We start from the raw sequence: 23,092 nt of genomic DNA, 5'->3' as shown, positions 1-23,092 counted from the left end.
TCTGTTGTTACCAGCGGTATTTACTAGTCGGTTGTGGCTTTGGGAACAGGATGGACAAGACAAACCTTGTGTTTGTCAGGAGGTAAGTGACCATGACCGACAGCGAGCAGTACCGGCTCGAGCACGACTCGATGGGCGAGGTGCGCGTCCCCGCGCACGCCAAGTGGCGGGCACAGACCCAGCGGGCCGTCGAGAACTTCCCCGTCAGCGGGCAGCGCCTGGAGCGGGCGCACATCGCCGCGCTGGGCCGGATCAAGGCGGCGGCGGCGAAGGTGAACGCCGAACTGGGCGTGCTCGACAAGGACGTGGCCGAGGCCATCGCGGACGCGGCGGCCGAGGTCGTCGAGGGCCGCTGGGACGAGCACTTCCCCGTCGACGTCTTCCAGACCGGCTCCGGCACGTCCTCGAACATGAACGCGAACGAGGTCATCGCCACCCTCGCCGGCGAGCGGCTCGGCAGACCGGTCCACCCCAACGACCACGTGAACGCCAGCCAGTCGTCCAACGACGTCTTCCCGTCCTCCATCCACATCGCCGCCACGGCCGCCGTCACCGCCGACCTCGTCCCGGCGCTCGAGCACCTGGCGGCCTCGCTGGAGCGCAAGGCGGAGGAGTTCGCCGAGGTCGTCAAGTCCGGCCGGACGCACCTGATGGACGCGACGCCGGTGACGCTCGGTCAGGAGTTCGGCGGGTACGCCGCCCAGATCCGGTACGGCGCCGAGCGGCTGCGCTCCTCCCTGCCGCGGCTCGCCGAACTCCCCCTGGGCGGCACGGCCGTGGGCACCGGCATCAACACCCCGCCGGGCTTCTCCGGCGCCGTCATCGCCGAGGTCGCCCGCACCACCGGCCTGCCGCTGACCGAGGCCCGCGACCACTTCGAGGCGCAGGGCGCGCGCGACGGCCTGGTGGAGACCAGCGGCCAGCTGCGCACCATCGCCGTCGGGCTCACCAAGATCGCCAACGATCTGCGCTGGATGGCCTCCGGCCCGCGCACCGGCCTCGCCGAGATCAACCTGCCCGACCTCCAGCCCGGCTCCTCGATCATGCCGGGGAAGGTCAACCCGGTCGTCTGCGAGGCCGTCCTGATGGTGGCCGCCCAGGTCACCGGCAACGACGCCACCGTCGCCACCGCCGGCGCCGCCGGGAACTTCGAGCTCAACGTGATGCTCCCGGTCATGGCGAAGAACCTCCTGGAGTCCATCCGGCTGCTGGCCGCCGCCTCCCGCCTGCTGGCCGACCGCACGGTCGACGGCATCACCGCCAACGTGGAGCGGGCCCGCGAGTACGCCGAGTCCTCCCCGTCGGTCGTCACGCCGCTGAACCGCTACATCGGCTACGAGGAGGCCGCGAAGGTGGCCAAGAAGTCCCTCGCCGAGCGCAGGACCATCCGCGAGGTCGTCCTGGAGGCCGGCTACGTGGAGCGCGGCCTGCTCACCCTGGAGCAGCTCGACGAGGCCCTCGACGTGCTGCGCATGACCCGTCCCTGAGGCGTGCCCGGACAGGTACGGGCCTTTGGCCCGTACCTTTGCGGTACACATCACGGCGGACTTCCCCGCGCATCGGTGCCCCGGGCACCTAAGATCTCCGCATGACAGCGGACACGACGGGGACGACGGGCGGGGCGGGCACCGCCCACTGGGCGCCGGGGGACCACATCCTCTGGCGCTACCGCGGCAACACCAGACCCGGCGCCGAGGGCCGCATCCACATCTGCCGTCCCGTCACCGTCGTCGAGGACACCGACGAACTGCTCGCCGTCTGGATGGCCCCCGGCACCGACTGCGTCAAGCCGGTCCTCGCCGACGGCACCCCCGTCCACCGCGAGCCGCTGGCCACCCGCTACACCAAGCCGCGCGCCACGTCCGTCACCCGCTGGTTCGGGCCCGGGGTGCTCAAGCTCGCCCGGCCCGGCGACCCCTGGTCGGTCTGGCTGTTCTGGGACCTCGACTGGAGCTTCCGGAACTGGTACGTGAATCTCGAGGAACCGCTCGCGCGCTGGGCCGGCGGCGTCGACTCCGAGGACCACTTCCTGGACATCGCCGTCTACCCCGACCGCAGTTGGGAGTGGAAGGACGAGGACGAGTTCGCGCAGGCGCAGCGCGTCGGCCTGATGCCCGCCGACCGGGCCGAGCGGGTACGGGCCGCGGGACGCGCGGCGGTCGAGCTGATCGAGGCCTGGGACGCGCCGTTCACGGCGGGCTGGGAGGGGTGGCGGCCGGACCCGGGGTGGACGGTTCCCGAGCTGCCGGGCGACTGGGGCCGCACTCCCACGCGCATCGGGGCGTGAATCGGAGCGGGAAACGCTTGCCGAATCCCCGCGAGGCAACCGTAGGATCGGCCTCCGCGATACTCGCGAGACGGCACGGCACTGCAGGATGAAGGAAAGTCACGGTCACAGGAGGGGCGAAGCCGTGAGCGGTCAGGACCGGCGGGACTACGACGGCTACGCCCGGTTAGGGCTGGACCGCAATGGACAGGCCGAGGCGTTCGACGCCATCGGCGACCGCTACGACGAGGCCTTCCCGCACAAGGAGGGCCAGCTCGCGGCCGGCGCCTGGCTGGCCGCCGCCCTGCCGCCGGGCTCCCGGATCCTCGACGTCGGCTGCGGCACGGGTCTGCCGACGGCCCGTCAGCTGACCGCCGCGGGCCACGAGGTGACCGGTGTCGACCTCTCCCCCGGCATGCTCGACCTGGCCCGCGTCAACGTGCCGGACGCCGCCTTCCACCGCGGCGACCTCGCCGATCTGCGCGACGGGCACCTGGGCACCTTCGATGGCATCGCCGCGTTCTTCGCGCTGCTGATGCTGCCGCGCCCGGAGATCCCGTACGCCCTTCGCATGCTGCACGACCTGCTCAGACCCGGGGGCCTGATGGCGCTCTCGATGGTCGAGGCGGATGTCGACGACTACGCGATCCCGTTCCTGGGCAACACGATCCGGGTATCGGGATACCTGCGGGAAGAACTGCGCCAGGTCGTGCGCGACGCGGGATTCGACATCGCCGGGGAGAGCTCGCCGGCGTACGCCCCGGCGAGTACGGACGTACCACCCGAGATCCAGCTCTTTCTCAACCTGCGCCGCGTCTGACCCACGTGTGTCCCGCCCCCGGGCGGGCGCACGGCCCCGACGGATGGAACCCCACGCGTGACGGAGCACTCCAACTCCCACGGAAGACACCCCTTGCCCCTGCCGGGCCAGGGACACCGTGAGCCCGGTGACGCCGCGGCCGCCGACCGGCGCCGCGAGGCCGTCGCCGCCCCCGCCGCCCGGCACGCCGACGGCGAAGCCCACGCCTCCGCCGACACCGGCACCGAGGGCAGCCGCGACGGCCACCACGAGCCGGAGCGGCGGGCGCGCGCGAGCGCCGGGGCGCACGCCTCCGCCGAGCACCCGGACGCCACCGGGCCCGCCTCCCACGAGGACCGCACGGGCCGTCCGGGCGGTGTGCCGTCCCCCGCCGGCCCACCGGACGGCGGCGGCACCGGCCCCGCCGACGCGGCCCGTACGCCCGCCGGAGGCCCCGGCGGCGGCGAGCGGCTGCGGTTCGTGGGCGCGGCCACGCGGCGCATCGCGCGCGGGATCGACCTGGACGAGATCGTGCTGGGCCTGTGCCGGGCCACGGTGCCGACGTTCGCCGACGCGATCCTGGTCTACCTGCGCGACCCGCTGCCCGTCGGCGACGAGCGGCCCGTGGGCCCGGTGGTGCTGCGGCTGCGCCGCACCGACCGGCTGCCGGAGTACGTACGCGACGATGCCGACGCCCCGCCGGAGCGGCTGCCCGACCCCGGCCCGGAGCTGGCGGAGGCGGCGGCCGAGCGCTGCGAGGTGCGCATAGGCGGGCCGCTCGCGGAGGTGCTGCGGGGGGTCAGGCCCGTGTTCGGGGACTCCTCGGCCGCGCGGGCGGCACTCCCCGAACTGCTGGGCGAGGGCCGGCACGTACCGCTGTGCCAGCGCACGATCCTGGCGCCGCTGCGCGGCCGCCGGCGGGTGATCGGGGCCGCGGTCTTCATCCGCCGCATGGACCGGCCCGCCTTCGAGGGCGACGACCTGCTGGTCGCCGCGCAGCTGGCGACCCACACCGCGCTGGGCGTGGACAAGGCCGTGCTCTACGGCCGCGAGGTCTACATCGCGGACGAGCTGCAGCGCACCATGCTGCCCGACTCGCTGCCCCAGCCGACCGGCGTGCGGCTGGCCAGCCGCTACCTCCCGGCGGCCGAGACGGCCCGGGTGGGCGGCGACTGGTACGACGCGATCCCGCTGCCCGGCAACCGGGTGGCGCTGGTGGTCGGCGACGTCATGGGCCACTCCATGACCTCCGCCGCGATCATGGGCCAGCTGCGCACCACCGCGCAGACCCTGGCGGGCCTGGACCTGCCTCCGCAGGAGGTGCTGCACCACCTCGACGAGCAGGCGCAGCGGCTGGGCAGCGACCGCATGGCCACCTGCCTGTACGCGGTGTACGACCCGGTCGCCCACCGCATCGTGATCGCCAACGCCGGCCATCCCCCGCCCGTCCTGCTGCACCGCGGCGGCCGGGCGGAGGTGCTGAGGGTGCCGCCGGGCGCGCCGATCGGCGTGGGCGGGGTGGACTTCGAGGCCGTGGAGCTGGACGCGCCCGCCGGGGCGACGCTGCTGCTCTACACCGACGGCCTGGTGGAGTCCCGGATACGCGACGTGTGGACCGGCATAGAGCAGCTGCGCGAGCGGCTGATCGACACCGCCCGGCTGACCGGCCCCAACCCGCCGCCGCTGGAACCGCTGTGCGACGAGGTGCTGGGGATGCTCGGCCCGGGCGACCGGGACGACGACATCGCGCTGCTGGCGGCCCGTTTCGAGGGGATCGCGCCGAGCGACGTCGCCTACTGGTTCCTCGACCCGCGCCCGCAGACGGCCCGTCAGGCCCGCCGGCTGGCCCGCCGGGCGCTGACGCGCTGGGGCCTGGAGGATCTGTCGGACTCGGTGGAGCTGCTGGTCAGCGAGGTGATCACCAATGCGGTGCGGTACGCCGAGCGGCCGATCACGCTGCGTCTGCTGCGCACGGACGTGCTGCGCTGCGAGGTCGGCGACGACGTCCCGCAGCTGCCCCGGCTGCGCCAGGCGCGGCCCTCGGACGAGGGCGGCCGGGGCCTGTACCTGGTCAACAAGCTCGCGCGGCGGTGGGGGGCGACCCGGCTGAGCACCGGGAAGGTGGTCTGGTTCGAGCTGCCGCTGCCCTCGCAGGGGCGCTGAGGCGGCCGGGTTGGACCGTACGGGGTGAAGTTCTGGACAGTGTCCAGGGCGCTGTTGCCGACACGCTGTCGGCAGGGGTTCACTGGCTCGGGTGGAGGGCGCGGCAGCGGCCCGTCCTCGCCCTTTCCCCGTTCCGGGAGGCATCCGATGACCGACTCGGCGCAGAGCACCCCGTACACCACGAACAACGCCGGCATCCCGGTGGAGAGCGACGAGCACTCGCTCACCATCGGCGACACCGGCCCCATCCTGCTCCAGGATCACTATCTGATCGAGAAGATGGCCCAGTTCAACCGCGAACGGGTCCCCGAGCGGGTGGTGCACGCCAAGGGCGGCGGCGCCTACGGCACCTTCCAGGTGACCAACGACGTCAGCCAGTTCACCAAGGCGGACCTCTTCCAGCCCGGCAGGCGCACGGAGATGCTGGCGCGCTTCTCCACCGTGGCCGGCGAGCAGGGGTCGCCGGACACCTGGCGCGACCCGCGCGGGTTCGCTCTGAAGTTCTACACCGCGCACGGGAACTACGACCTCGTCGGGAACAACACCCCGGTCTTCTTCGTCCGCGACCCGCAGAAGTTCCAGGACTTCATCCGCAGCCAGAAGCGCCATCCGCGCACGGGGCTGCGCAACAACGACATGCAGTGGGACTTCTGGACGCTCTCCCCGGAGTCCGCGCACATGGTCACCTGGCTGATGGGCGACCGGGGCGTGCCGAGGACCTGGCGCCACATGAACGGCTACAGCTCGCACACGTTCATGTGGGTCAACGGCGGGGGCGAGAGGTTCTGGGTCAAGTACCACGTCAAGACCGACCAGGGCATCGAGTTCCTCACCCAGGCGGAGGCCGACGAGCTGGCGGGGCACGACGCCGACAAGCACCGGCGCGACCTGTTCGAGGCCATCGAGGGCGGCGACGCCCCCTCGTGGACCATGTACGTGCAGGTCATGCCGTTCGAGGACGCGGCGGACTACCGCTTCAACCCCTTCGACCTGACCAAGGTGTGGCCGCACGGCGACTACCCGCTGATCGAGGTCGGGCGGATGACGCTCGACAGGAACCCGGAAGACTTCTTCGTCCACATCGAGCAGGCTGCCTTCGAACCGTCCAACCTGGTCCCGGGCATCGGCCCGTCCCCCGACAAGATGCTGCTGGGCCGGCTGTTCTCCTACCCCGACACCCATCGCTACCGCATCGGCCCGAACTACGCCCAGCTCCCGCCCAACCGTCCGCACTCCCCCGTGAACTCGTACGCCAAGGACGGCCCCATGCGCTACGAGCCGGCGGACACGGCCCGCCCGTACGCGCCCAACTCCTACGGCGGCCCGGCGGCCGACACCGGCCGCTTCGGCGAGATCGCGGGCTGGGCGGCGTCGGGCGAGATGGTGCGCGAGGCCTACCGCCTGCACCGCGAGGACGACGACTGGGGCCAGGCGGGCACCATGGTGCGCCAGGTCCTCGACGAGGCCGCGCGCGAGCGGCTGGTGTCCAACGTGGCCGGCCATCTGCGGGACGGCGTGAGCCGGCCCGTGCTGGACCGGGCGCTGCAGTACTGGCGCAACATCGACAAGAACGTGGGCGACCGCATCGCCACCAGGATCAACGGCCGCTGAGCGGCCCCGGAACGCGGACCGGCCGCCGTCCCCTCGCGGGGGACGGCGGCCGGTTCGGCGTCGTACGGGGCTACTGCGGCGGGACCTGGGTCTCCCGGCCGCCGTTGGGCCGCGTGCCGTCGGTCGAGCCGCCCGTGGGGACCGTGGGATTGCTCGGGATCGGCGGCGTGGGCTTGTTCGTCGGCTTGTTCGTCGGCTTGTTCGAGGGCTTGTCCGACGCGGACCTCGACGGCGTCGAGGACGGCGACTGCGTGCTCTTCGACGGCGTCGACGAGGGGCTCGGCGAGGCCGGGGCGGACGGCGTGCCCGAGGCGGTGGGCGCCGGGCCCTGCACCGCGGTGAAGCCGCTGTCGGTCTCGATGTCGAACTTGGTCTCGTCGTCGCCGTCGCCGTAGACGGAGGAGGTGTACGCGGCCCAGATCTGGGCCGGGTACTTGCCGCCGTTGACGCGGCCGCCGCCGCCGGTGCCCTGGATGGTCACCTGCGTGCCGCCCTGGCCCTCACCGAACATGGCCACGGTGGTGACCAGGCCCGGGGTGTAACCGGCGAACCAGGCCGACTTGTTGTCGTCGGAGGTACCGGTCTTGCCGGCCACCTGGTAGGCGGGGTTGGAGACGACGCTGGCCGTACCGTCGTCGACGACACCGGTCATGACGGAGGTCAGGCCGTCGGCGGTGTTGCGCTCGACGACGCGGTCGCCGATGGCTCCCGGGAGCTTGAAGTCCTGGCCGCGCAGCGTCGCCGACTTCACGATGCTCGGGGTGACCTTCTTGCCGTGGTTGTCCAGCGTCGCGTAGACGCCGGCCATCTCCATCGGGCTGGCGCCCATGGAGCCCAGCGCCATGGCCGGGGTCTCGTCGAAGTCGCTCTTCATGCCCAGGTCGACGGCGGTCTTCTTGACCTTGCCCATGCCGACGTCGACGACCATCTGCGCGAAGACCGAGTTGATCGAGTCGTTCATCGCCTTCTGGACCGTCACCGGGCCGTAGCTGACGTCGTCCTCGTTCGGCGGGGCGTAGGGGATGGTGCTGCCCTGGACCGGACGGCGGGTGGTGCCGTCGTAGATCGCGGAGGAGTTGATCGGCTGCCGGTCCTGGGTCTTGGAGTTGTTCTCCAGGGCCGAGGCCAGGATCAGCGGCTTGAACGTCGACGCGGGCTGGTAGTCCGCGCGGGTGGCGTTGCTGATCTGGTGGGTGGCGAAGTCCGCGCCGCCGTAGAGGGCGACGATCTTGCCGGTCTTCGGGTCCACCGAGACGGCGCCGGCCTGGACGTGCTTGTCGACCTCACGCGCCTTGGTGTCGAGGTCGTCGAGCAGCTTGTCCTTGACCGCCTTCTCCAGGGCCGCCTGCTTCTTGGAGTCGATGCTCAGCGTGACGGTCCAGCCGCCGGCCGCGAAGATCTGCTCGGCGTCCTTGGCGCTGCGGCCGTCGCCCTCCTGCATCAGGTCGCGGATGATCTCCTTCTTCGCGGCCTCGATGAGGTAGCCGTTCTGGCCCTTCAGGCCGGCGGCGGCCTTGGGCTTGCCCGGCTCCTTGAACTGCATGCCCTGGCGCTTGCCGGCGTCGAGCCAGTTCTGCTCGACCATCTTGTCCAGGACGTAGTTCCAGCGCTTCTTGGCGTTGGTCTTGCCGGCCTCGGTGGAGGCGGGGCCGAAGTCGTACTGGCTCGGGGCCTGCAGGAGGGCGGCCAGGTAGGCGCCTTCCTCGAGGCTGAGCTTGTCGACGTCCTTGTTGTAGTACGCCCGCGCCGCGGCCTGGATGCCGTAGGCGCCCCGGCCGTAGTAGCTGGTGTTGAGGTAGCCCTCGAGGATCTCGTCCTTGGACTTCTCGTCCTGGACCTTCAGCGAGATGATCAGTTCCTTCACCTTGCGGGTGACGGTCTGACTCTGGTCCAGGTAGTAGTTCTTGACGTACTGCTGGGTGATCGTCGAACCACCCTGCTTGCCACGGCCGATGACCGTGTTGAAGATGCCGCGGGCGGTGCCCTTCAGGTCGACGCCCGGGTCGGTGTAGAAGTTCTTGTTCTCCGCGGCGACGACGGCGCGCCGGACGACCTCCGGCACCTTGACCAGCGGCACCTCCTCGCGGTTGACCTCGCCGATGCGGGCGATGGTCTTGCCGTCGCTCGACTTGTAGACGTTGCTCTGCAGCTTGGCCGCCGAGTTGCCCTTCGGCACGTCCACGGAGAGGTACAGCGCGTAGAACGCGCCCATCCCCAGGGCGATCACGGCTATGAAGTAGGCCAGCAGCTTCTTCCAGGTGAAGAACCGGCGTATGCCCTTCTTCTTGGGCTTGTTGCCACCCCTTGCGGGGCCACTGCCCTCGTTCTGCGCCTGTCGCGCTTTGGCTCGGCCCATCTCTCCCGTAGCTCCAGTCCGTCCGCCCCCAACCCAGCTCACGAAGCTAACACCGCAACTGCCATCAAACGCCCATCGATCACGGCAATAACGGACGTGACATACAGCACCCCGGTCGGCGGGAACCGGGCGCGGAGTAGTGCGGGGAAACCGTACAGGGCGATAATGTGCTATCACTTTGATAGACAGCCGAGAACGTGCGGAGGACCACCGCGCGCCGAGCGAAACGGGGGGACACCATGTCCACGAACAGCACCGAGCACCCGCCCACCACGTCCGCGCCACGCGTGCGGGAACTGCCCGCCAACGACATCGGCGGCGGCCTCGCCCTGCTGCTGGGCCTGGTGGGACTGCTCGTCGGCGCGGGCCTGGTGGCGACGGGCATCGCGACCGGCTCGCACGTCGAGGGCGGCGTGACGGCCGCGCTCGTCGCCGCCGGGATCCTCGTCGGCCTCGCCGCGATCATCGCCATGGGCGGGCTGAACACCATCGCCCCCGGCCAGGCCAAGGTCGTCCAGCTCTTCGGGCGCTACCGCGGCACGATCCGCAACGAGGGCCTGCGCTGGGTGAACCCCTTCACCAGCCGCGAGGACATCTCCACCCGGGTCCGGAACCACGAGACGCCCGTCATGAAGGTCAACGACGCCTACGGCAACCCCATCGAGCTGGCCGCGGTCGTCGTCTGGAAGGTCGAGGACACCGCACAGGCGATGTTCGCGGTGGAGGACTTCCAGGAGTTCGTCTCCACCCAGACCGAGGCGGCCGTGCGCCACATCGCCATCGAGTACCCCTATGACGCCCACGACGACGACGCGCTCTCGCTGCGCGGCAACGCCGAGGAGATCACCGAGAAGCTCGCCCTCGAGCTCCACGCCCGCGTCGAGGCGGCCGGCGTGCGCATCATCGAGTCGCGCTTCACCCACCTGGCCTACGCCCCCGAGATCGCCTCGGCCATGCTCCAGCGCCAGCAGGCCGGAGCGGTGGTCGCCGCGCGCAAACTGATCGTCGAGGGCGCCGTGGGCATGGTCGAGCAGGCCCTGGAGCGCATCAACGAGCAGGGCATCGTCGAGCTGGACGAGGAACGGAAGGCGGCCATGGTGAGCAATCTGATGGTGGTGCTGTGCGGTGACCGGGCCGCTCAGCCGGTGCTGAACACCGGCTCCCTCTACCAGTGACGGACGACGCCCGCCGCGGTGGACGGCCGCAGCAGCGCAAGCAGGTGCTGCTGCGGCTCGACCCGCTGGTCCACGACGCGCTGACCCGCTGGGCGAACGACGAGCTGCGCAGCGCCAACGCGCAGATCGAGTTCCTGCTGCGCAAGGCCCTGACCGACGCCGGACGGATGCCCAGGGAGGCGGCCGCCATGCGCCGCCGGGGCCGGCCGTCGAAGGCGGAGCACGAGAGGGAAGCGGACGGAGGACCGGGGGCCTCGTAGATCCGAAGCGGTCCGATCGACTGTGCACCGCGTCTATACATACTGTGTATACACGCGGTGTACAGTGCTGCCCATGTCAATCGGACACACGCTGCTCGGCCTGCTCGAGGCCGGCCCCCGGCACGGCTACGACCTCAAGCGCGCCTTCGACGAACGCTTCGGCCAGGACCGCCCCCTGCACTACGGGCAGGTCTACTCCACGATGTCCCGACTGCTGAAGAACGGCCTCGTCGAGGTCGAGGGCATCGAGCAGGGCGGCGGCCCCGACCGCAAGCGGTACGCCATCACCGACGCCGGCGTCACGGACGTCGAGCACTGGCTCGCACAGCCCGAGAAGCCCGAGCCCTACCTCCAGTCCACGCTCTACACCAAGACCGTCCTCGCCCTGCTGACCGGCCGGGACGCGGCCCGGCTGCTGGACGCGCAGCGCGCCGAGCACCTGCGGCTGATGCGCGCCCTCACCGAGCGCAAGCGCGCCGGCGACCTCGCCGACCAGCTCATCTGCGACCACGCCCTCTTCCACCTCGAGGCCGACCTGCGGTGGCTGGAGCTGACCGCCGCCCGCCTGGGGCAGCTGGCGAAGTCGGTGGGCGCGTGACCCCCGCCGGCTCCCTCCTCGCGGGCACCGGCCTGCGCAAGGCCTACGGGCCGACCACCGCCCTGGACGGCGCCGAGTTCTCCGTCCACCCCGGCGAGATCGTGGCCCTCATGGGCCCCTCCGGCTCCGGCAAGTCGACGCTGCTGCACTGCCTGGCCGGCATCGTGCGCCCCGACGCGGGCTTCGTCGGCTACGACGGGCAGGACCTGACCGGCATGTCCGACGCCGAGCGCAGCGCGCTGCGCCGCACCGACTTCGGCTTCGTGTTCCAGTTCGGGCAGCTCGTACCGGAGCTGACCTGCGTGGAGAACGTCGCGCTGCCGCTGCGGCTGTCCGGCGTCCGCCGCCGGGCGGCCGAGGGCCGTGCCCTCGAGTGGCTGGAGCGGCTGGAGGTGGAGGACGTACGCGCCCGGCGCCCCGGGGAGATCTCCGGCGGCCAGCAGCAGCGCGTCGCGGTCGCCCGCGCGCTGGTGACCCGCCCCCGGGTGATCTTCGCCGACGAGCCGACGGGCGCGCTGGACTCGCTCAACGGCGAGCTGGTGATGGGTCTGCTGTCGGACGCCGCGCGCAAGGCCCACGCGGCCGTCGTCCTGGTCACCCACGACGTGCGCGTCGCCGCCTACTCCGACCGCGAGGTCGTGGTGCGCGACGGGCGGGCGACCGACATGGCGGGTGCGATATGACCGGCCCGCGCGCCTGGGCGCGCGATCTGGCCATGGGCGCCCGCTTCGCCGTCACCGGCGGCCGCGAGGGCTGGCTGCGCACGGCGCTGACAGCGGTGGGCGTCGGCATCGGGGTGGCGTTATTGCTGGTCATGACGTCGGTGCCGGAGGCGCTCGAGGCCCGCGAGAAGCGCGCCTCGGCGCGCGAGCCCCTCAGCGTCGGCACACCCATGGCGGCCGGCCCCACGACGCTGCTGTTCCAGACGGCCGACACCGTGTACCGCGGCCGGGACATCGGGGGCGCCCTGCTCCAGCCCGAAGGCCCGCGGGCCCCGAAGCCGCCCGGCGTGGCGGAGCTTCCCCGCCCCGGCGAGATGGTGGTCTCCCCCGCCCTGGGCCGCCTCCTGCGCTCCGCCGACGCCGAGCTGCTGAAGGAGCGGCTCCCGTACCGCGTCACCGGAACCATCGGCGACCAGGGGCTCATCGGCCCCGACGAACTGGTCTACTACGCGGGCGGCGACCACCTCGTCGCGAGCGGTCCAGGGACGGCCCCGCCGTACGGTGCGGCGCGGGTCGACGACTTCGACAGGCCGGCTCGGCCCCACCCGATGCGGCCCGAACTGAAGGTGCTCGTCGGCATGGCCTGCGCCGTGCTGCTGATGCCGGTCGCCGTCCTGATCGGCACGGCCGTGCGCTTCGGCGGCGAGCGGCGCGACCGCAGGCTCGCCGCGCTCCGGCTGGTGGGCGCGGACAGCCGCATGACGCGGCGGGTCGCGGCCGGTGAGGCCCTGAGCGGGTCGCTGCTGGGCCTGGTCGTGGGAGCCGGACTCTTCCTCGTGGCACGGCAGTTCGCTCCCTCGGTCAGCTTCTACAGCGTCGGCGTGTTCCCCTCCGACGTGGTGCCGAGCGTCATGGCCGCCGTGAGCATCGCGGTCGCGGTTCCGGTCGGGGCCGTCCTCGTGTCGTGGTTCGCGCTGCGCGGTGTGGCCATCGAGCCGCTCGGCGTGGTCCGTGAAACGGCCCGCGGGCCACGCCGGTTGTGGTGGCGGCTCCTGCTGCCCGCGGTGGGGCTGGCACTGCTGATCCCGCCGGACGGCAAGGCGCCCGGCCTGTACGGGGGTTGGCTCACCGGCTACCAGGCCGCGGCGGGCGCGGTGCTGCTGATGGCCGGCGTTACGGCCCTGCTGCCCTGGCTGGTGGGCGCGTTCGTCGCGCGCCTGCGCGGCGGCCCGCCGTCCTGGCAACTGGCGGTCCGTCGCCTGCAGTTGGACAGCGGCCCGGCGTCCCGGGCGGTCAGCGGAATCCTCGTCGCCGTGGCGGGGGCGATCTCCCTCCAGATGCTGCTGGCCGGAACCTGGCTCTTCCTTCCGGTCTTCAAGGACGACGGCCATGGACCGGTGGTGACCGCCGGCCGGTACCTCCCCTCCGGAGGCGACGCCCGGGCCCTCACCGAGACGTTCCGGGCGACCAAGGGCGTACGGCAGGCCGTCGGCCACATCACGTTCGAGGCCTCCCGGAACACCAGCGGCGGCGTCGTGTCGGTCGCCGTCGCCGACTGCGCCACTCTGCGCGAGCTCGCCGAGCTGGACTCCTGCACGGACGGCGACGTCTTCACCGGCCCGTACGCCCGGCCCGGCATGGAGCTGTACCTGCCGAGCCAGGGCCGGGAGAAGCGGCGGTGGACCGTTCCGGCCTCGGCGGTCACGGACACGCGACCGCGCGAGGACTCCCTCGGCCGGGGCGGCGTCAGCGGCGTGCTGGCCACTCCCGGCGCCCTCGACACCCGGGGCCTGCCGGACGTCTCGGCCGTCGTGAGGATGTGCCTCGACCCATCCTCCCCCTGGGCGCTCGAGTACGTCCGCAACACCGCGGCCCGGGTCGATCCCGCCATCGACGTCTTCGACACGGGCTTCAGGCCCAAGGAGGAGGACACCGACTACTGGACCCTGCTGCGCGCCCTGCCGGCCGGCGCGGCGCTGACCCTCGCCCTGATCGCCGTGAGCCTGATGCTGGCCACCCACGAGCAGCTGCGGGAGCGCAAGCGCGCGCTGGCCACGCTGTCCGCCTTCGGCACCCGCACCTCCACGGTGGCGCTGTCGGTGATCTGGCAGACGGCGATCCCGGTGGTCCTGGGCATGGCGCTCGCCGTGGCGAGCGGCGTGGCCCTGGGGTGGACGATGCTCAAGCTGGTGTCGCGGCCGGTGAAGGACTGGTTCGCCTTCCTGCCCGTCGCGGGCTGGGGGCTGGGCGTCATCGCCCTGATCACGGCGGCCGCGCTGCCGACGCTGTGGCGGCTGACCCGTCCGGACGGACTGCGCGCGGAGTAGCCGCACGGCGGTGAGCCGTACGCCGGTAAGGGGCGCCCCGCAATGGAGGGCGCCCCTTACCTACCACCCCACCCGCGTCACTTCTCCACGATCCGCACCGGCAGCCGCGCCAGCTCGACGCGCAGCGCGGCCGCGAACTCCTCGAACTCGCCCTGGCGCGCCGCCCCGCTGCGCATCGCCAGCGCGACGCGCCGCGAGGGCGCCGGTTCGGCGAAGTCACCGGTGGCGAGCCGGTCGCTGCGGTCGGTCTCGACGCGCAGGGCCGTGCGCGGCAGCAGGGTGACGCCCAGGCCGCCGCCGACGAGCTGCACCAGCGTGGAGAGCCCGGCGGCGCTCGTCGTCATCGCCGCGCCCTCGGCGCGCCCGGCCTCGCGGCAGATGTCGAGGGCCTGGTCGCGCAGGCAGTGCCCCTCGTCGAGGAGCAGCAGGTCCAGCTCGCGCAGCGCCTCGCGCGGGATGTCACCGCGTCCGGCCAGCCAGTGGTCGCAGGGGGTGACGAGCACGAAGTCCTCGTCGAAGAGCGGGATTTCGGCGACGCCGGGGGCGCCCAGCGGCACGGCGAGCAGCAGCAGGTCGAGGCGGCCGTGGGTGAGGCCGTCCAGCAGCGAGGAGGTCTGCTCCTCGTGGACCTGCAGGTCGAGGGCCGGGTAGGCGTCCTGGACCAGGCGCAGGACCGTGGGCAGCAGGTAGGGCGCCACGGTCGGGATGACGCCGAGCCGCAGCACTCCGGTGAAGGGCGCGCGGGCCGCGTCGGCCTCCTCCATGAAGTCGCTCACGGCGTCCAGGACCGTGCAGGCGCGCGCGGCGAGCCGCTCCCCCGCGGGCGAGAGCAGCACCTTTCTCGTCGTACGCTCGAGGAGCTGGATGCCGAGGGACTCCTCGAGCGCCGCGACGGCGCTCGAGAGCGCCGGCTGGCTCATGCCGATGGCCGTGGCCGCGTCGCGGAAGTGCAGGTGCTCGGCCACGGCGACGAAGGCGCGCAGCTGGCTGAGACTGGGCTGGCGGGGCCGCGCCGGCGGGACCTTTCCCGCCCCGGGCCGGCCCACCGCGGCCCGCTCCGGTCCCGGTTCCGGCTGCCCCTGGGCTATGGACGACGTCACTGATAACCACCTCCGATCAACGCCACCCAGTCTACCTATTTCCGCTATCAATGCCTCGTGTGGCACTGTGGTGGACGTCCAACCCACAGGAAACCTTGTGAACAGGGGTTTCCTAGTTGCAAGGAGATCGCGTGCTCACTGTCGGTGACCAGTTCCCCCAGTACGACCTGACCGCCTGCGTGGACCTCGACGCGGACAAGGCCTTCAAGCAGATCGACAACAAGTCCTACGAGGGCAAGTGGCGCGTCGTCTTCTTCTGGCCCAAGGACTTCACCTTCGTCTGTCCGACCGAGATCGCCGCGTTCGGTCAGCTGAACGACGAGTTCGCCGACCGTGACGCCCAGATCCTCGGCGTCTCCGGCGACTCCGAGTTCGTCCACCACGCCTGGCGCAAGGACCACAAGGACCTGCGCGACCTGCCCTTCCCGATGCTGGCCGACGCCAAGCACGAGCTGATGCAGGCTTGCGGCGTCGAGGGCGAGGACGGCTACGCCCAGCGCGCCGTCTTCATCGTGGACCCGAACAACGAGATCCAGTTCGCCATGGTGACCGCCGGCTCCGTCGGCCGTAACCCCAAGGAGGTCCTGCGGGTCCTCGACGCCCTGCAGACGGACGAGCTGTGCCCCTGCAACTGGACCAAGGGCGAGGAGACCCTCGACGCGGTCAAGCTCCTCGCGGGCGAGTGAGCTGATTCCCCATGGCCCTCGATGAGCTGAAGTCCGCCATACCGGACTACGCCAAGGACCTGAAGCTGAACCTCGGCTCGGTCATCGGCAACTCCAACCTGCCGCAGCAGCAGCTGTGGGGCACCGTCCTCTCCTGCGCGATCGCGACCCGCTCGCCGATCGTGCTGCGCGAGCTGGAGCCGGAGGCCAAGGCCAACCTGTCGCCCGAGGCGTACACGGCCGCCAAGGCCGCCGCCGCCATCATGGCGATGAACAACGTCTACTACCGCACCCGGCACCTGCTGTCGGACCCGGAGTACGGCAACCTGCGCGCGGGCCTGCGGATGAACGTCATCGGCAACCCGGGCGTGGAGAAGGTCGACTTCGAGCTGTGGTCCCTGGCCGTCTCCGCCATCAACGGCTGCGGCATGTGCCTCGACTCTCACGAGCAGGTGCTGCGCAAGGCCGGTGTGGACCGCGAGACGATCCAGGAGGCGTTCAAGATCGCCTCCGTCCTGCAGGCCGTCGGCGCCACCCTGGACGCCGAGGCCGTGCTGAACGGCTGATCCGCCTCGTACGACGCGACGGGCCCCGACCTCTTCCGAGGTCGGGGCCCGTCGCGTCGTCATGCGCCGTTCGTCATGCCGGAGGGGACGGCGGCGGACCCTTCACGGCCGCGGTCTCGCCGGGCGAGACCTCGAGCACCGCCCGGGTCGCCTGGTCCTTGGCGTACGCGCGGAGGTAGCCGACCACCGTGTTGGTCACCGCCACCAGCGGGACCGCGACCACCGCGCCGCCGATGCCGGCGATCATCGAGCCGGCGGCGACGGAGAGGACGACGGCCAGCGGGTGGACGCGCACGGCGCGGCCGAGGATGAAGGGCTGCAGGACATGCCCCTCGATCTGCTGCACCGCCAGCACCACCAGCAGCACCATCATCGCCGTGAAGACGTCCCGGGTGACCAGCGCCACGACGACCGCCAGGGCGCCGGAGACGACCGCTCCCACGAGCGGGATGAAGGCGAAGAGGAAGATGAACACGGCCAGCGGCACGTACATCGGCACCTCGAGGAAGAACAGCCCTATGCCGATGAAGATCGCGTCGATGAGGGCCACTATCACCGTGCCGCGCACATAGGCCGTCAGCGTCGCCCACGCGCGCGGGCCCGCGCCCGCCACGCCCTCGCGGGCGCCGGTCGGCACCAGCTTGAGCAGCCACTGCCAGATCTTCGGGCCGTCGTAGAGCAGGAAGAGCGTCGAGAACATCGCGAGCAGGATGCCCGTCAGCACCTCGATGATGACCTGGACGCCCTCTATGCCGGCGGTGGTGATGTCCTTGGTGTTGGTGCCGATCGCCTCGCTGAGCTTGTCGGCGATGTTGTTGATCTGGCTCTCGGTGACATGGAAGGGGCTGTTGAGCAGCCAGCGCTTGAGCTCGGAGATGCCGTGCTGGACCTGCCGGGACAGGTCGTCGAGGTTCTCGGTCACCTGCCACACCACGAACCAGCCGACCAGCCCCATGACGACGAAGCCGGAGATGAAGGTCATGGCGGTGGCCAGGCCGCGCGGCACGCCGCGCCGCCGGAGCAGGGCCACGGTCGGCTGCAGCAGCGCGGTGATCAGCAGGCCAGCCACGAAGGCCAGCACGACCAGGCGTACGGCGCTGATGACGCGCATCAGCACCCACAACGTTCCGGCCAGCACGAGCAGCCGCCAGCTCACCTCGGCCGCGACCCGCACGCCCCACGGGACGGCGGCGACCGGGTCCTGACGTGCCGCCACGGCGGGCGCGTAGGCGGGCGGCGGCGGGACGTGCTCGGGCTCGGCCGCCGGCTGCGTGGCCGGATCGGGTGCGTGGACGGAGGACGGCGTGGGTACGGGCTCGGGTGCGGGCGTGGGACCGGGCGCGGGCCCGGCGGCGGCCTTGTGGGCGTCGAGCCGCTCGGCGAGCCGTATCAGCCCCGACCCCAGGCCACCCACCCATCGTGGCAATCTGGACATTTCTCTTCCTCTACCCCCACTCCCCCGTGGCCATCCGTGCTGACGTTACCTGCCCCCGGACACACCGAAGCCCCCGGCCGCTGCGGGCCGGGGGCTTCGGTGGAAAAGTGCCGGTCAGGCGGTGGTGGCTAGTACCACTGGTTGGCCTGCCAGAACGACCAGGCGCCACAGGGGCTGCCGTAGCGCTCGTTCATGTAGCTCAGGCCCCACTTGATCTGCGTGGCCGGGTTGGTGCGCCAGTCGGCACCGGCCGAGGCCATCTTGGTGCCGGGCAGCGCCTGGACCAGGCCGTACGCACCCGACGAGGAGTTCGTCGCGGTGTAGTCCCAGGTGCTCTCGTTGTTCACGATGTTGCTGAAGCACTGGAACTGGTCCGAGGGGACCATCTGCCGGGCCATGGCCTGGACCTCGGAGACGGAGTACGAGCCCTTGACCGCGAAGTCCGAGGCGTCACGCGTGGCGGAACGACTGCTGACCTCGTCGTCCTTCTCGCGCTCCTTGGCCTTCTCCTCGGCCTCCTTCTTCTTGGAGGCCTCCTCCGCGGCTTCCTTCTTCGCGGTGGCGTCCTCGGCGGCCTGCTTGCGCGCGGACTCCTCGGCGTCCTTCTTCGCCGCGGTGTCCGCGGCGTCGGCCTGCGTGTCCGCCTGCTGCGTGAGGGAAGCGGTCTGCACCTGGACGTTATGTCCAGCGGGGATGTCCGCGAGGATCGTCGCGTCGGCGGCGGTGGCCTCGACCCGGTCGGTCGTGCCCTGCTCATGGCCTGCGGCGACGCCGACAACGGCGCCTACGGTGGTGACCGCGGTGGCAGAAGCCACGGCGAATCCCCGGACCGAAATCCGGCTCACACGATTTCCTTCCAGCATCGCCCGCATAGGTGACCTTGCGGACGCAATCGTGCCCCTGACGCTGACCTCCGCTAGGACGGTCACCGGAATCGGGACCGTCTGGTCACTGGAGGCACTGACCCGGTGGGGCCTCCCGGAGGAGGTCCGCGAAATGCTCGGGCGGCGTACGGCGACGCTGTTCAGTTATGGGTTCCGCATCGCCCCCGGAGGGGCCCAAGTGCCGTACGCGGGGCCTGACAGGACCCAGACTCTGCCCGAACGGCGCACTCCGAGGCAATTCTTGGTCACGTGGGAAAGCTCACACCCCGTTTACTCCTGCGCTTTCCCGGAAACTGCGGCACGGCATGACAGCGCGCGGCTAAGCTCCTCGGCCCGCCGCGCGCCACGCAGTTATGGATGCCCTCAGATCCGGCCGTCCTCCAGCATTTCGGTCACCATCGCCGCGATCGGCGAACGCTCGGAACGCGTGAGCGTGACATGGGAGAAGAGGGGATGCCCCTTCAGCTTCTCCACCACGGCCACCACGCCGTCGTACCGCCCGACGCGCAGATTGTCCCGCTGTGCCACGTCATGGGTGAGTACCACACGCGAGTTGGCGCCGATGCGCGAGAGCACGGTGAGCAGGACGTTGCGTTCGAGCGACTGCGCCTCGTCCACGATCACGAACGCGTCGTGCAGCGAACGGCCCCGGATATGGGTGAGCGGCAGCACCTCCAGCATCCCGCGCCCCACCACCTCCTCGATGACCTCGGCGGTCGTCACGGCCGACAGCGTGTCGAAGACCGCCTGGGCCCACGGGCTCATCTTCTCCGCCTCACTGCCCGGCAGATAGCCCAACTCCTGCCCGCCGACCGCGTACAGCGGACGGAAGACCATCACCTTGCGGTGCTGGCGCCGCTCCAGCACGGCCTCCAGCCCGGCGCACAGCGCCAGCGCCGACTTGCCCGTTCCGGCCCGGCCGCCCATCGAGACGATCCCGATCTCCGGGTCGAGCAGCAGGTCCAGCGCCACGCGCTGCTCCGCGCTGCGACCGTGGATACCGAACGCCTCCCGGTCGCCGCGCACCAGCCGCACCGAACCGTCGGCCGTCACCCTGCCCAGCGCCTTGCCGCGCTCGGACAGCAGCACCAGGCCCGTGTGCACGGGCAGTTCGGCGGCCTCGGGCACATACGCGCGCTCGGCGGCGAAGAGCTCGTCGACCTGCTCGGCGGTGACGGTCAGCTCCGCCATCCCCGTCCAGCCGGAGTCGGTGATCGCCAGCTCGGCGCGGTACTCCTCGGCCAGCAGCCCGACGGACGACGCCTTGATGCGCAGCGGCAGGTCCTTGGAGACGACGGTGACGTCGTACCCCTCGGCCTGGAGGTTGCGGGCGACCGCGAGGATGCGTGAGTCGTTGTCGCCGAGGCGGTATCCGGCGGGCAGTATGCCCGGATCCGTGTGATTGAGCTCGACCCTGAGCGTGCCGCCGAGCTCGCCGATGGGGATCGGCGAATCCAGCCGGCCGTGCTGCACCCGGTAGTCGTCCAGCAGGCGCAGGGCCTTGCGGGCGAAGTAGCCGAGCTCCGGGTGATGCCTTTTGGCCTCCAACTCCGTGACCACCACGACGGGGAGCACGACCTCGTGCTCGTCGAAGCGGGACATGGCTCCTGGATCGGCCAGCAGGACGCTGGTGTCGAGGACATAGGTGCGCCGGTCGCCATCACGGCGCTTCTTGCTGGTCACCACGGGTGGACGAACCCCCTCGTGCAGAGGTAAGGGCGCGCCGTCGTCAGAAACGGGGCGCGGGGAACGGGCCGGGTCCGTGCCCTTCCAGGGTGGCCGGTCGTCCGGCCCGCCGTGTCCGCCGTGCGGCCTGTCGGGGCCGCTCGGTGCGCACGGTCGTCGTCCTGGTGCAAAGGGCCTCCCGGGCGGACGGCCCCATGCCGCCCGCTGGCAGATCGACGGTCGCGGTGCCGACCGTCGGCCTGCAGGGGATATTCCCGCTGGACCGCTTGACCATGCAACGGCATATGCGACGAGCAGGTGAACGATTGATCCGCCGTCACTCGTACTGGCGTTCAGCCCACTGGGGGGCCACCGCCTGATGCCGCGCTACCACCCGGTGCGTGGCCATCGCCTGATGGATGGCCACCGCCCGCGAACCGTCAGTTCCCGTAGCGCCGGTGCCGCGCCGCGTAGTCACGCAACGCGCGCAAGAAGTCGACCTTGCGGAACGCGGGCCAGAAGACCTCGCAGAAGTAGTACTCGGAGTGCGCGCTCTGCCAGAGCATGAAGCCGGACAGCCGCTGCTCGCCGCTGGTGCGGATGATGAGGTCGGGGTCGGGCTGGCCGCGGGTGTAGAGGTGCTTGGTGATGTGGTCGATGTCGACCTTCTCGGCCAGCTCCTCGAAGGAGTCGCCGTGGTCCGCCGCCTCCAGCACCAGGGAACGGACGGCGTCGACGATCTCCTGACGGCCGCCGTAGCCGACGGCGACGTTGACGAGTATCCCGTCGACGCCCAGCGTGTCCTGCTCGGCTTCCTTCAGGACGGTCTGGGTGCGGGCCGGCAGCAGGTCGAGGGTGCCCACGTGGTGCACGCGCCAGCGGCCGTCGGCGGCCAGGCCGCGCACCGTGTTCTCGATGATGTTCAGCAGCGGGCCCAGCTGGTCGGCCGGCCGGTCGAGGTTGTCCGTCGACAGCATCCAGAGGGTGACGACCTCGACGTCGGTCTCGGCGCACCACCCGAGCAGCTCGGAGATCTTGTCGGCCCCCGCCTGGTGGCCCTGCTCCAGGGTCCGGCCGTCGGCCCGGGCCCAGCGGCGGTTGCCGTCGAGGATGACGCCGATGTGCTTGGGCACCTGGGCGTGGTCGAGGCGGCCTTCCACCCGGCGTGCGTAAAGCCTGTACACCAGGTCGCGCAACTTCACTCTTCCTGCCCCTCCATGCCACGGCGGTCGCCCCCGAAGGCGCCACACTACTGCCAGCGTGTCGCGAGAACGCAACTCGGCCCGTCACAGGACCGTGATAGTCAGATGCACATGACCGATCCCTCGCTCTACCGCGCGGCCGAGACGCGCTACGACTCCATGGAGTACCGGCGTACGGGCCGCAGCGGGCTCAAGCTGCCGGCCATCTCCCTGGGACTGTGGCACAACTTCGGCGACGACCGCACCCTCGGCTCGCAGCGGGCCATCCTGCGCCGGGCCTTCGACCTGGGCGTCACCCACTTCGATCTGGCCAACAACTACGGCCCGCCGCCCGGGTCCGCCGAGGAGAACTTCGGCAAGCTCTTCGCCCAGGATTTCCGGCCCTACCGTGACGAAATCATCGTTTCCACCAAGGCCGGCTATCTGATGCACCCCGGCCCGTACGGCGAGTGGGGCTCGCGCAAGTACCTGCTGTCCTCGCTCGACGCCTCACTGCGCCGTATGGGCGTCGACTACGTCGACATCTTCTACTCGCACCGCTTCGACCCGCACACGCCGCTCGAGGAGACGATGGGCGCCCTCGCGTCCGCCGTCCGGCAGGGCAAGGCGCTGTACGCGGGCGTGTCGTCGTACAACGCGCAGCAGACGCGGGAGGCCGCGCGGCTGCTGCGGGAGATGGGCGTGCCCGCGCTGATCCACCAGCCCTCCTACTCCATGATCAACCGCTGGACGGAGGACGACGCGCTGCTGGACACCCTGGAGGACGAGGGCATGGGCTGCATCTCCTTCGCGCCGCTGGCCCAGGGGATGCTCACGGACAAGTACCTGCACGGCATCCCCGAGGGCTCGCGGGCGGCGCAGGGCAAGTCGCTGGACCCGGCGCTGCTGAGCGAGGAGGTCGTGGGCCGGCTGCGCGGGCTGAACGAGATCGCCGCCAACCGGGGCCAGTCGCTGGCCCAGCTCGCGCTGTCCTGGGTGCTGCGGGACGAGCGGATGACCTCCGCGCTGATCGGCGCCTCCAGCGTGGCGCAGCTCGAGGCGAACGTCGGCGCGCTCGGCGCGGCGCCGCTCACCAAGGAGGAGCTGGCCGAAATCGATGCCCTCGCCGTGAGCACGGAGGGCGTCAACATCTGGGCTCGGCGCGGGGATTCCTAGACGGGTTCACGGTCGGCCGGCTGCGCCCGTACGGGAGGGTGGCCGGCCCCGAACCAAGATCACCTCCCGCGCCTCACACGATCCGACACGGACAGTGACAGCGGGGAAAGAAAAACGGGCCGGTCCGTGGGGGGGATACGGACCGGCCCGAGGGGGGGTTTCCACCATAACCGTTCTGCGGCCGCGATTCACGCACCGGCGGG

Annotated in this window: 19 protein-coding genes; 13 read left to right on the top strand and 6 right to left on the bottom strand. The window is 71.2% G+C overall.

The annotated features are described in order from the left end of the window. Positions 1 to 92 precede the first annotated feature (92 nt). The 5 genes from AB4K12_RS30165 to AB4K12_RS30145 all read left to right on the top strand — a co-directional run bounded on the left by AB4K12_RS30165 (position 93) and on the right by AB4K12_RS30145 (position 6,839). Positions 93 to 1,487 carry a class II fumarate hydratase gene (locus AB4K12_RS30165; protein ID WP_368437875.1) on the top strand — a complete coding sequence of 465 codons (1,395 nt, stop codon included), beginning with the start codon at positions 93 to 95 and terminating at the stop codon, positions 1,485 to 1,487. Positions 1,488 to 1,588: 101 nt separating this feature from the next. Then, positions 1,589 to 2,287, top strand: coding sequence for a DUF402 domain-containing protein (locus tag AB4K12_RS30160; RefSeq protein ID WP_368437874.1), 699 nt, complete (start codon positions 1,589 to 1,591; stop codon positions 2,285 to 2,287). 124 nt (positions 2,288 to 2,411) lie between these two features. Then, entirely contained in the window at positions 2,412 to 3,086 is a 675-nt protein-coding gene (locus AB4K12_RS30155; protein WP_368437873.1) for a class I SAM-dependent methyltransferase, read from the top strand. 57 nt (positions 3,087 to 3,143) lie between these two features. Then, on the top strand, positions 3,144 to 5,228 hold the full coding sequence (locus tag AB4K12_RS30150; RefSeq protein WP_368437871.1) for a SpoIIE family protein phosphatase: 2,085 nt from the start codon (positions 3,144 to 3,146) through the stop codon (positions 5,226 to 5,228). A 147-nt stretch (positions 5,229 to 5,375) separates the two neighbouring features. After that, entirely contained in the window at positions 5,376 to 6,839 is a 1,464-nt protein-coding gene (locus tag AB4K12_RS30145) for a catalase (protein WP_368437870.1), read from the top strand. Positions 6,840 to 6,909: 70 nt separating this feature from the next. On the opposite strand, the gene AB4K12_RS30140 is transcribed toward AB4K12_RS30145, so the two are convergent. Next, complete coding sequence (locus AB4K12_RS30140; RefSeq protein ID WP_368437869.1) at positions 6,910 to 9,195, bottom strand: transglycosylase domain-containing protein; 2,286 nt, start codon at positions 9,193 to 9,195, stop codon at positions 6,910 to 6,912. A 239-nt stretch (positions 9,196 to 9,434) separates the two neighbouring features. Between AB4K12_RS30140 and AB4K12_RS30135 the strand changes: the two genes are divergently transcribed. The 5 genes from AB4K12_RS30135 (at position 9,435) to AB4K12_RS30115 (ending at position 14,217) form a co-directional block, all read left to right on the top strand. Next, positions 9,435 to 10,370, top strand: coding sequence for an SPFH domain-containing protein (locus AB4K12_RS30135; protein ID WP_368437868.1), 936 nt, complete (start codon positions 9,435 to 9,437; stop codon positions 10,368 to 10,370). After that, the gene (locus AB4K12_RS30130; RefSeq protein WP_368437867.1) at positions 10,367 to 10,630 is read left to right on the top strand and encodes a hypothetical protein; all 264 of its coding nucleotides are present in this window, start codon (positions 10,367 to 10,369) and stop codon (positions 10,628 to 10,630) included. Before AB4K12_RS30135 ends, AB4K12_RS30130 begins: the two co-directional genes overlap by 4 nt. 73 nt (positions 10,631 to 10,703) lie before the next feature. Continuing rightward, positions 10,704 to 11,228, top strand: coding sequence for a PadR family transcriptional regulator (locus AB4K12_RS30125; RefSeq protein ID WP_362251960.1), 525 nt, complete (start codon positions 10,704 to 10,706; stop codon positions 11,226 to 11,228). After that, the gene (locus tag AB4K12_RS30120; protein WP_368437866.1) at positions 11,225 to 11,911 is read left to right on the top strand and encodes an ABC transporter ATP-binding protein; all 687 of its coding nucleotides are present in this window, start codon (positions 11,225 to 11,227) and stop codon (positions 11,909 to 11,911) included. The genes AB4K12_RS30125 and AB4K12_RS30120 overlap by 4 nt, the downstream gene beginning before the upstream one ends. Next, positions 11,908 to 14,217, top strand: coding sequence for an FtsX-like permease family protein (locus AB4K12_RS30115; RefSeq protein WP_368437865.1), 2,310 nt, complete (start codon positions 11,908 to 11,910; stop codon positions 14,215 to 14,217). Before AB4K12_RS30120 ends, AB4K12_RS30115 begins: the two co-directional genes overlap by 4 nt. 77 nt (positions 14,218 to 14,294) lie before the next feature. On the opposite strand, the gene AB4K12_RS30110 is transcribed toward AB4K12_RS30115, so the two are convergent. Beyond that, complete coding sequence (locus tag AB4K12_RS30110; RefSeq protein WP_368437921.1) at positions 14,295 to 15,263, bottom strand: hydrogen peroxide-inducible genes activator; 969 nt, start codon at positions 15,261 to 15,263, stop codon at positions 14,295 to 14,297. A gap of 185 nt (positions 15,264 to 15,448) precedes the next feature. On the opposite strand from AB4K12_RS30110, the gene AB4K12_RS30105 reads away from it, so the two are divergent. Together AB4K12_RS30105 and AB4K12_RS30100 are read left to right on the top strand one after the other, a co-directional pair. Next, entirely contained in the window at positions 15,449 to 16,003 is a 555-nt protein-coding gene (locus AB4K12_RS30105; protein ID WP_086570852.1) for a peroxiredoxin, read from the top strand. 11 nt (positions 16,004 to 16,014) lie between these two features. Beyond that, positions 16,015 to 16,548: an alkyl hydroperoxide reductase gene (locus tag AB4K12_RS30100; RefSeq protein ID WP_086570854.1), complete on the top strand. Its 534-nt coding sequence runs from the start codon at positions 16,015 to 16,017 to the stop codon at positions 16,546 to 16,548. Positions 16,549 to 16,621: 73 nt separating this feature from the next. Here the strand turns inward: AB4K12_RS30100 and AB4K12_RS30095 are convergent, their stop codons facing one another. The 4 genes from AB4K12_RS30095 to AB4K12_RS30080 all read right to left on the bottom strand — a co-directional run bounded on the left by AB4K12_RS30095 (position 16,622) and on the right by AB4K12_RS30080 (position 21,734). After that, positions 16,622 to 17,983, bottom strand: coding sequence for an AI-2E family transporter (locus AB4K12_RS30095; protein WP_368437864.1), 1,362 nt, complete (start codon positions 17,981 to 17,983; stop codon positions 16,622 to 16,624). Positions 17,984 to 18,111: 128 nt separating this feature from the next. Further along, a complete protein-coding gene (locus AB4K12_RS30090; protein ID WP_368437863.1) occupies positions 18,112 to 18,846 on the bottom strand; it encodes a transglycosylase SLT domain-containing protein in 735 nt (244 codons plus the stop codon). Between the two features lie 384 nt (positions 18,847 to 19,230). After that, positions 19,231 to 20,553, bottom strand: a complete 1,323-nt coding sequence (locus AB4K12_RS30085) for a PhoH family protein (RefSeq protein WP_368437862.1) — start codon at positions 20,551 to 20,553, stop codon at positions 19,231 to 19,233. 419 nt (positions 20,554 to 20,972) lie between these two features. Further along, positions 20,973 to 21,734 (bottom strand): isoprenyl transferase, encoded by a 762-nt coding sequence (locus AB4K12_RS30080; protein WP_086570861.1) that lies wholly within the window; start codon positions 21,732 to 21,734, stop codon positions 20,973 to 20,975. Positions 21,735 to 21,845: 111 nt separating this feature from the next. On the opposite strand from AB4K12_RS30080, the gene mgrA reads away from it, so the two are divergent. Then, positions 21,846 to 22,889, top strand: coding sequence for an L-glyceraldehyde 3-phosphate reductase (gene mgrA, locus AB4K12_RS30075; RefSeq protein ID WP_368437861.1), 1,044 nt, complete (start codon positions 21,846 to 21,848; stop codon positions 22,887 to 22,889). The last annotated feature ends 203 nt before the right edge of the window (positions 22,890 to 23,092 follow it).

Source organism: Streptomyces sp. C36, from assembly GCF_040932295.1.
GTDB classification, from domain to species: Bacteria; Actinomycetota; Actinomycetes; order Streptomycetales; family Streptomycetaceae; genus Streptomyces; species Streptomyces triculaminicus.
The sequence above is the reverse complement of the archived record's forward strand: the minus strand, read 5'-3'. Positions and strand labels throughout refer to the sequence as shown.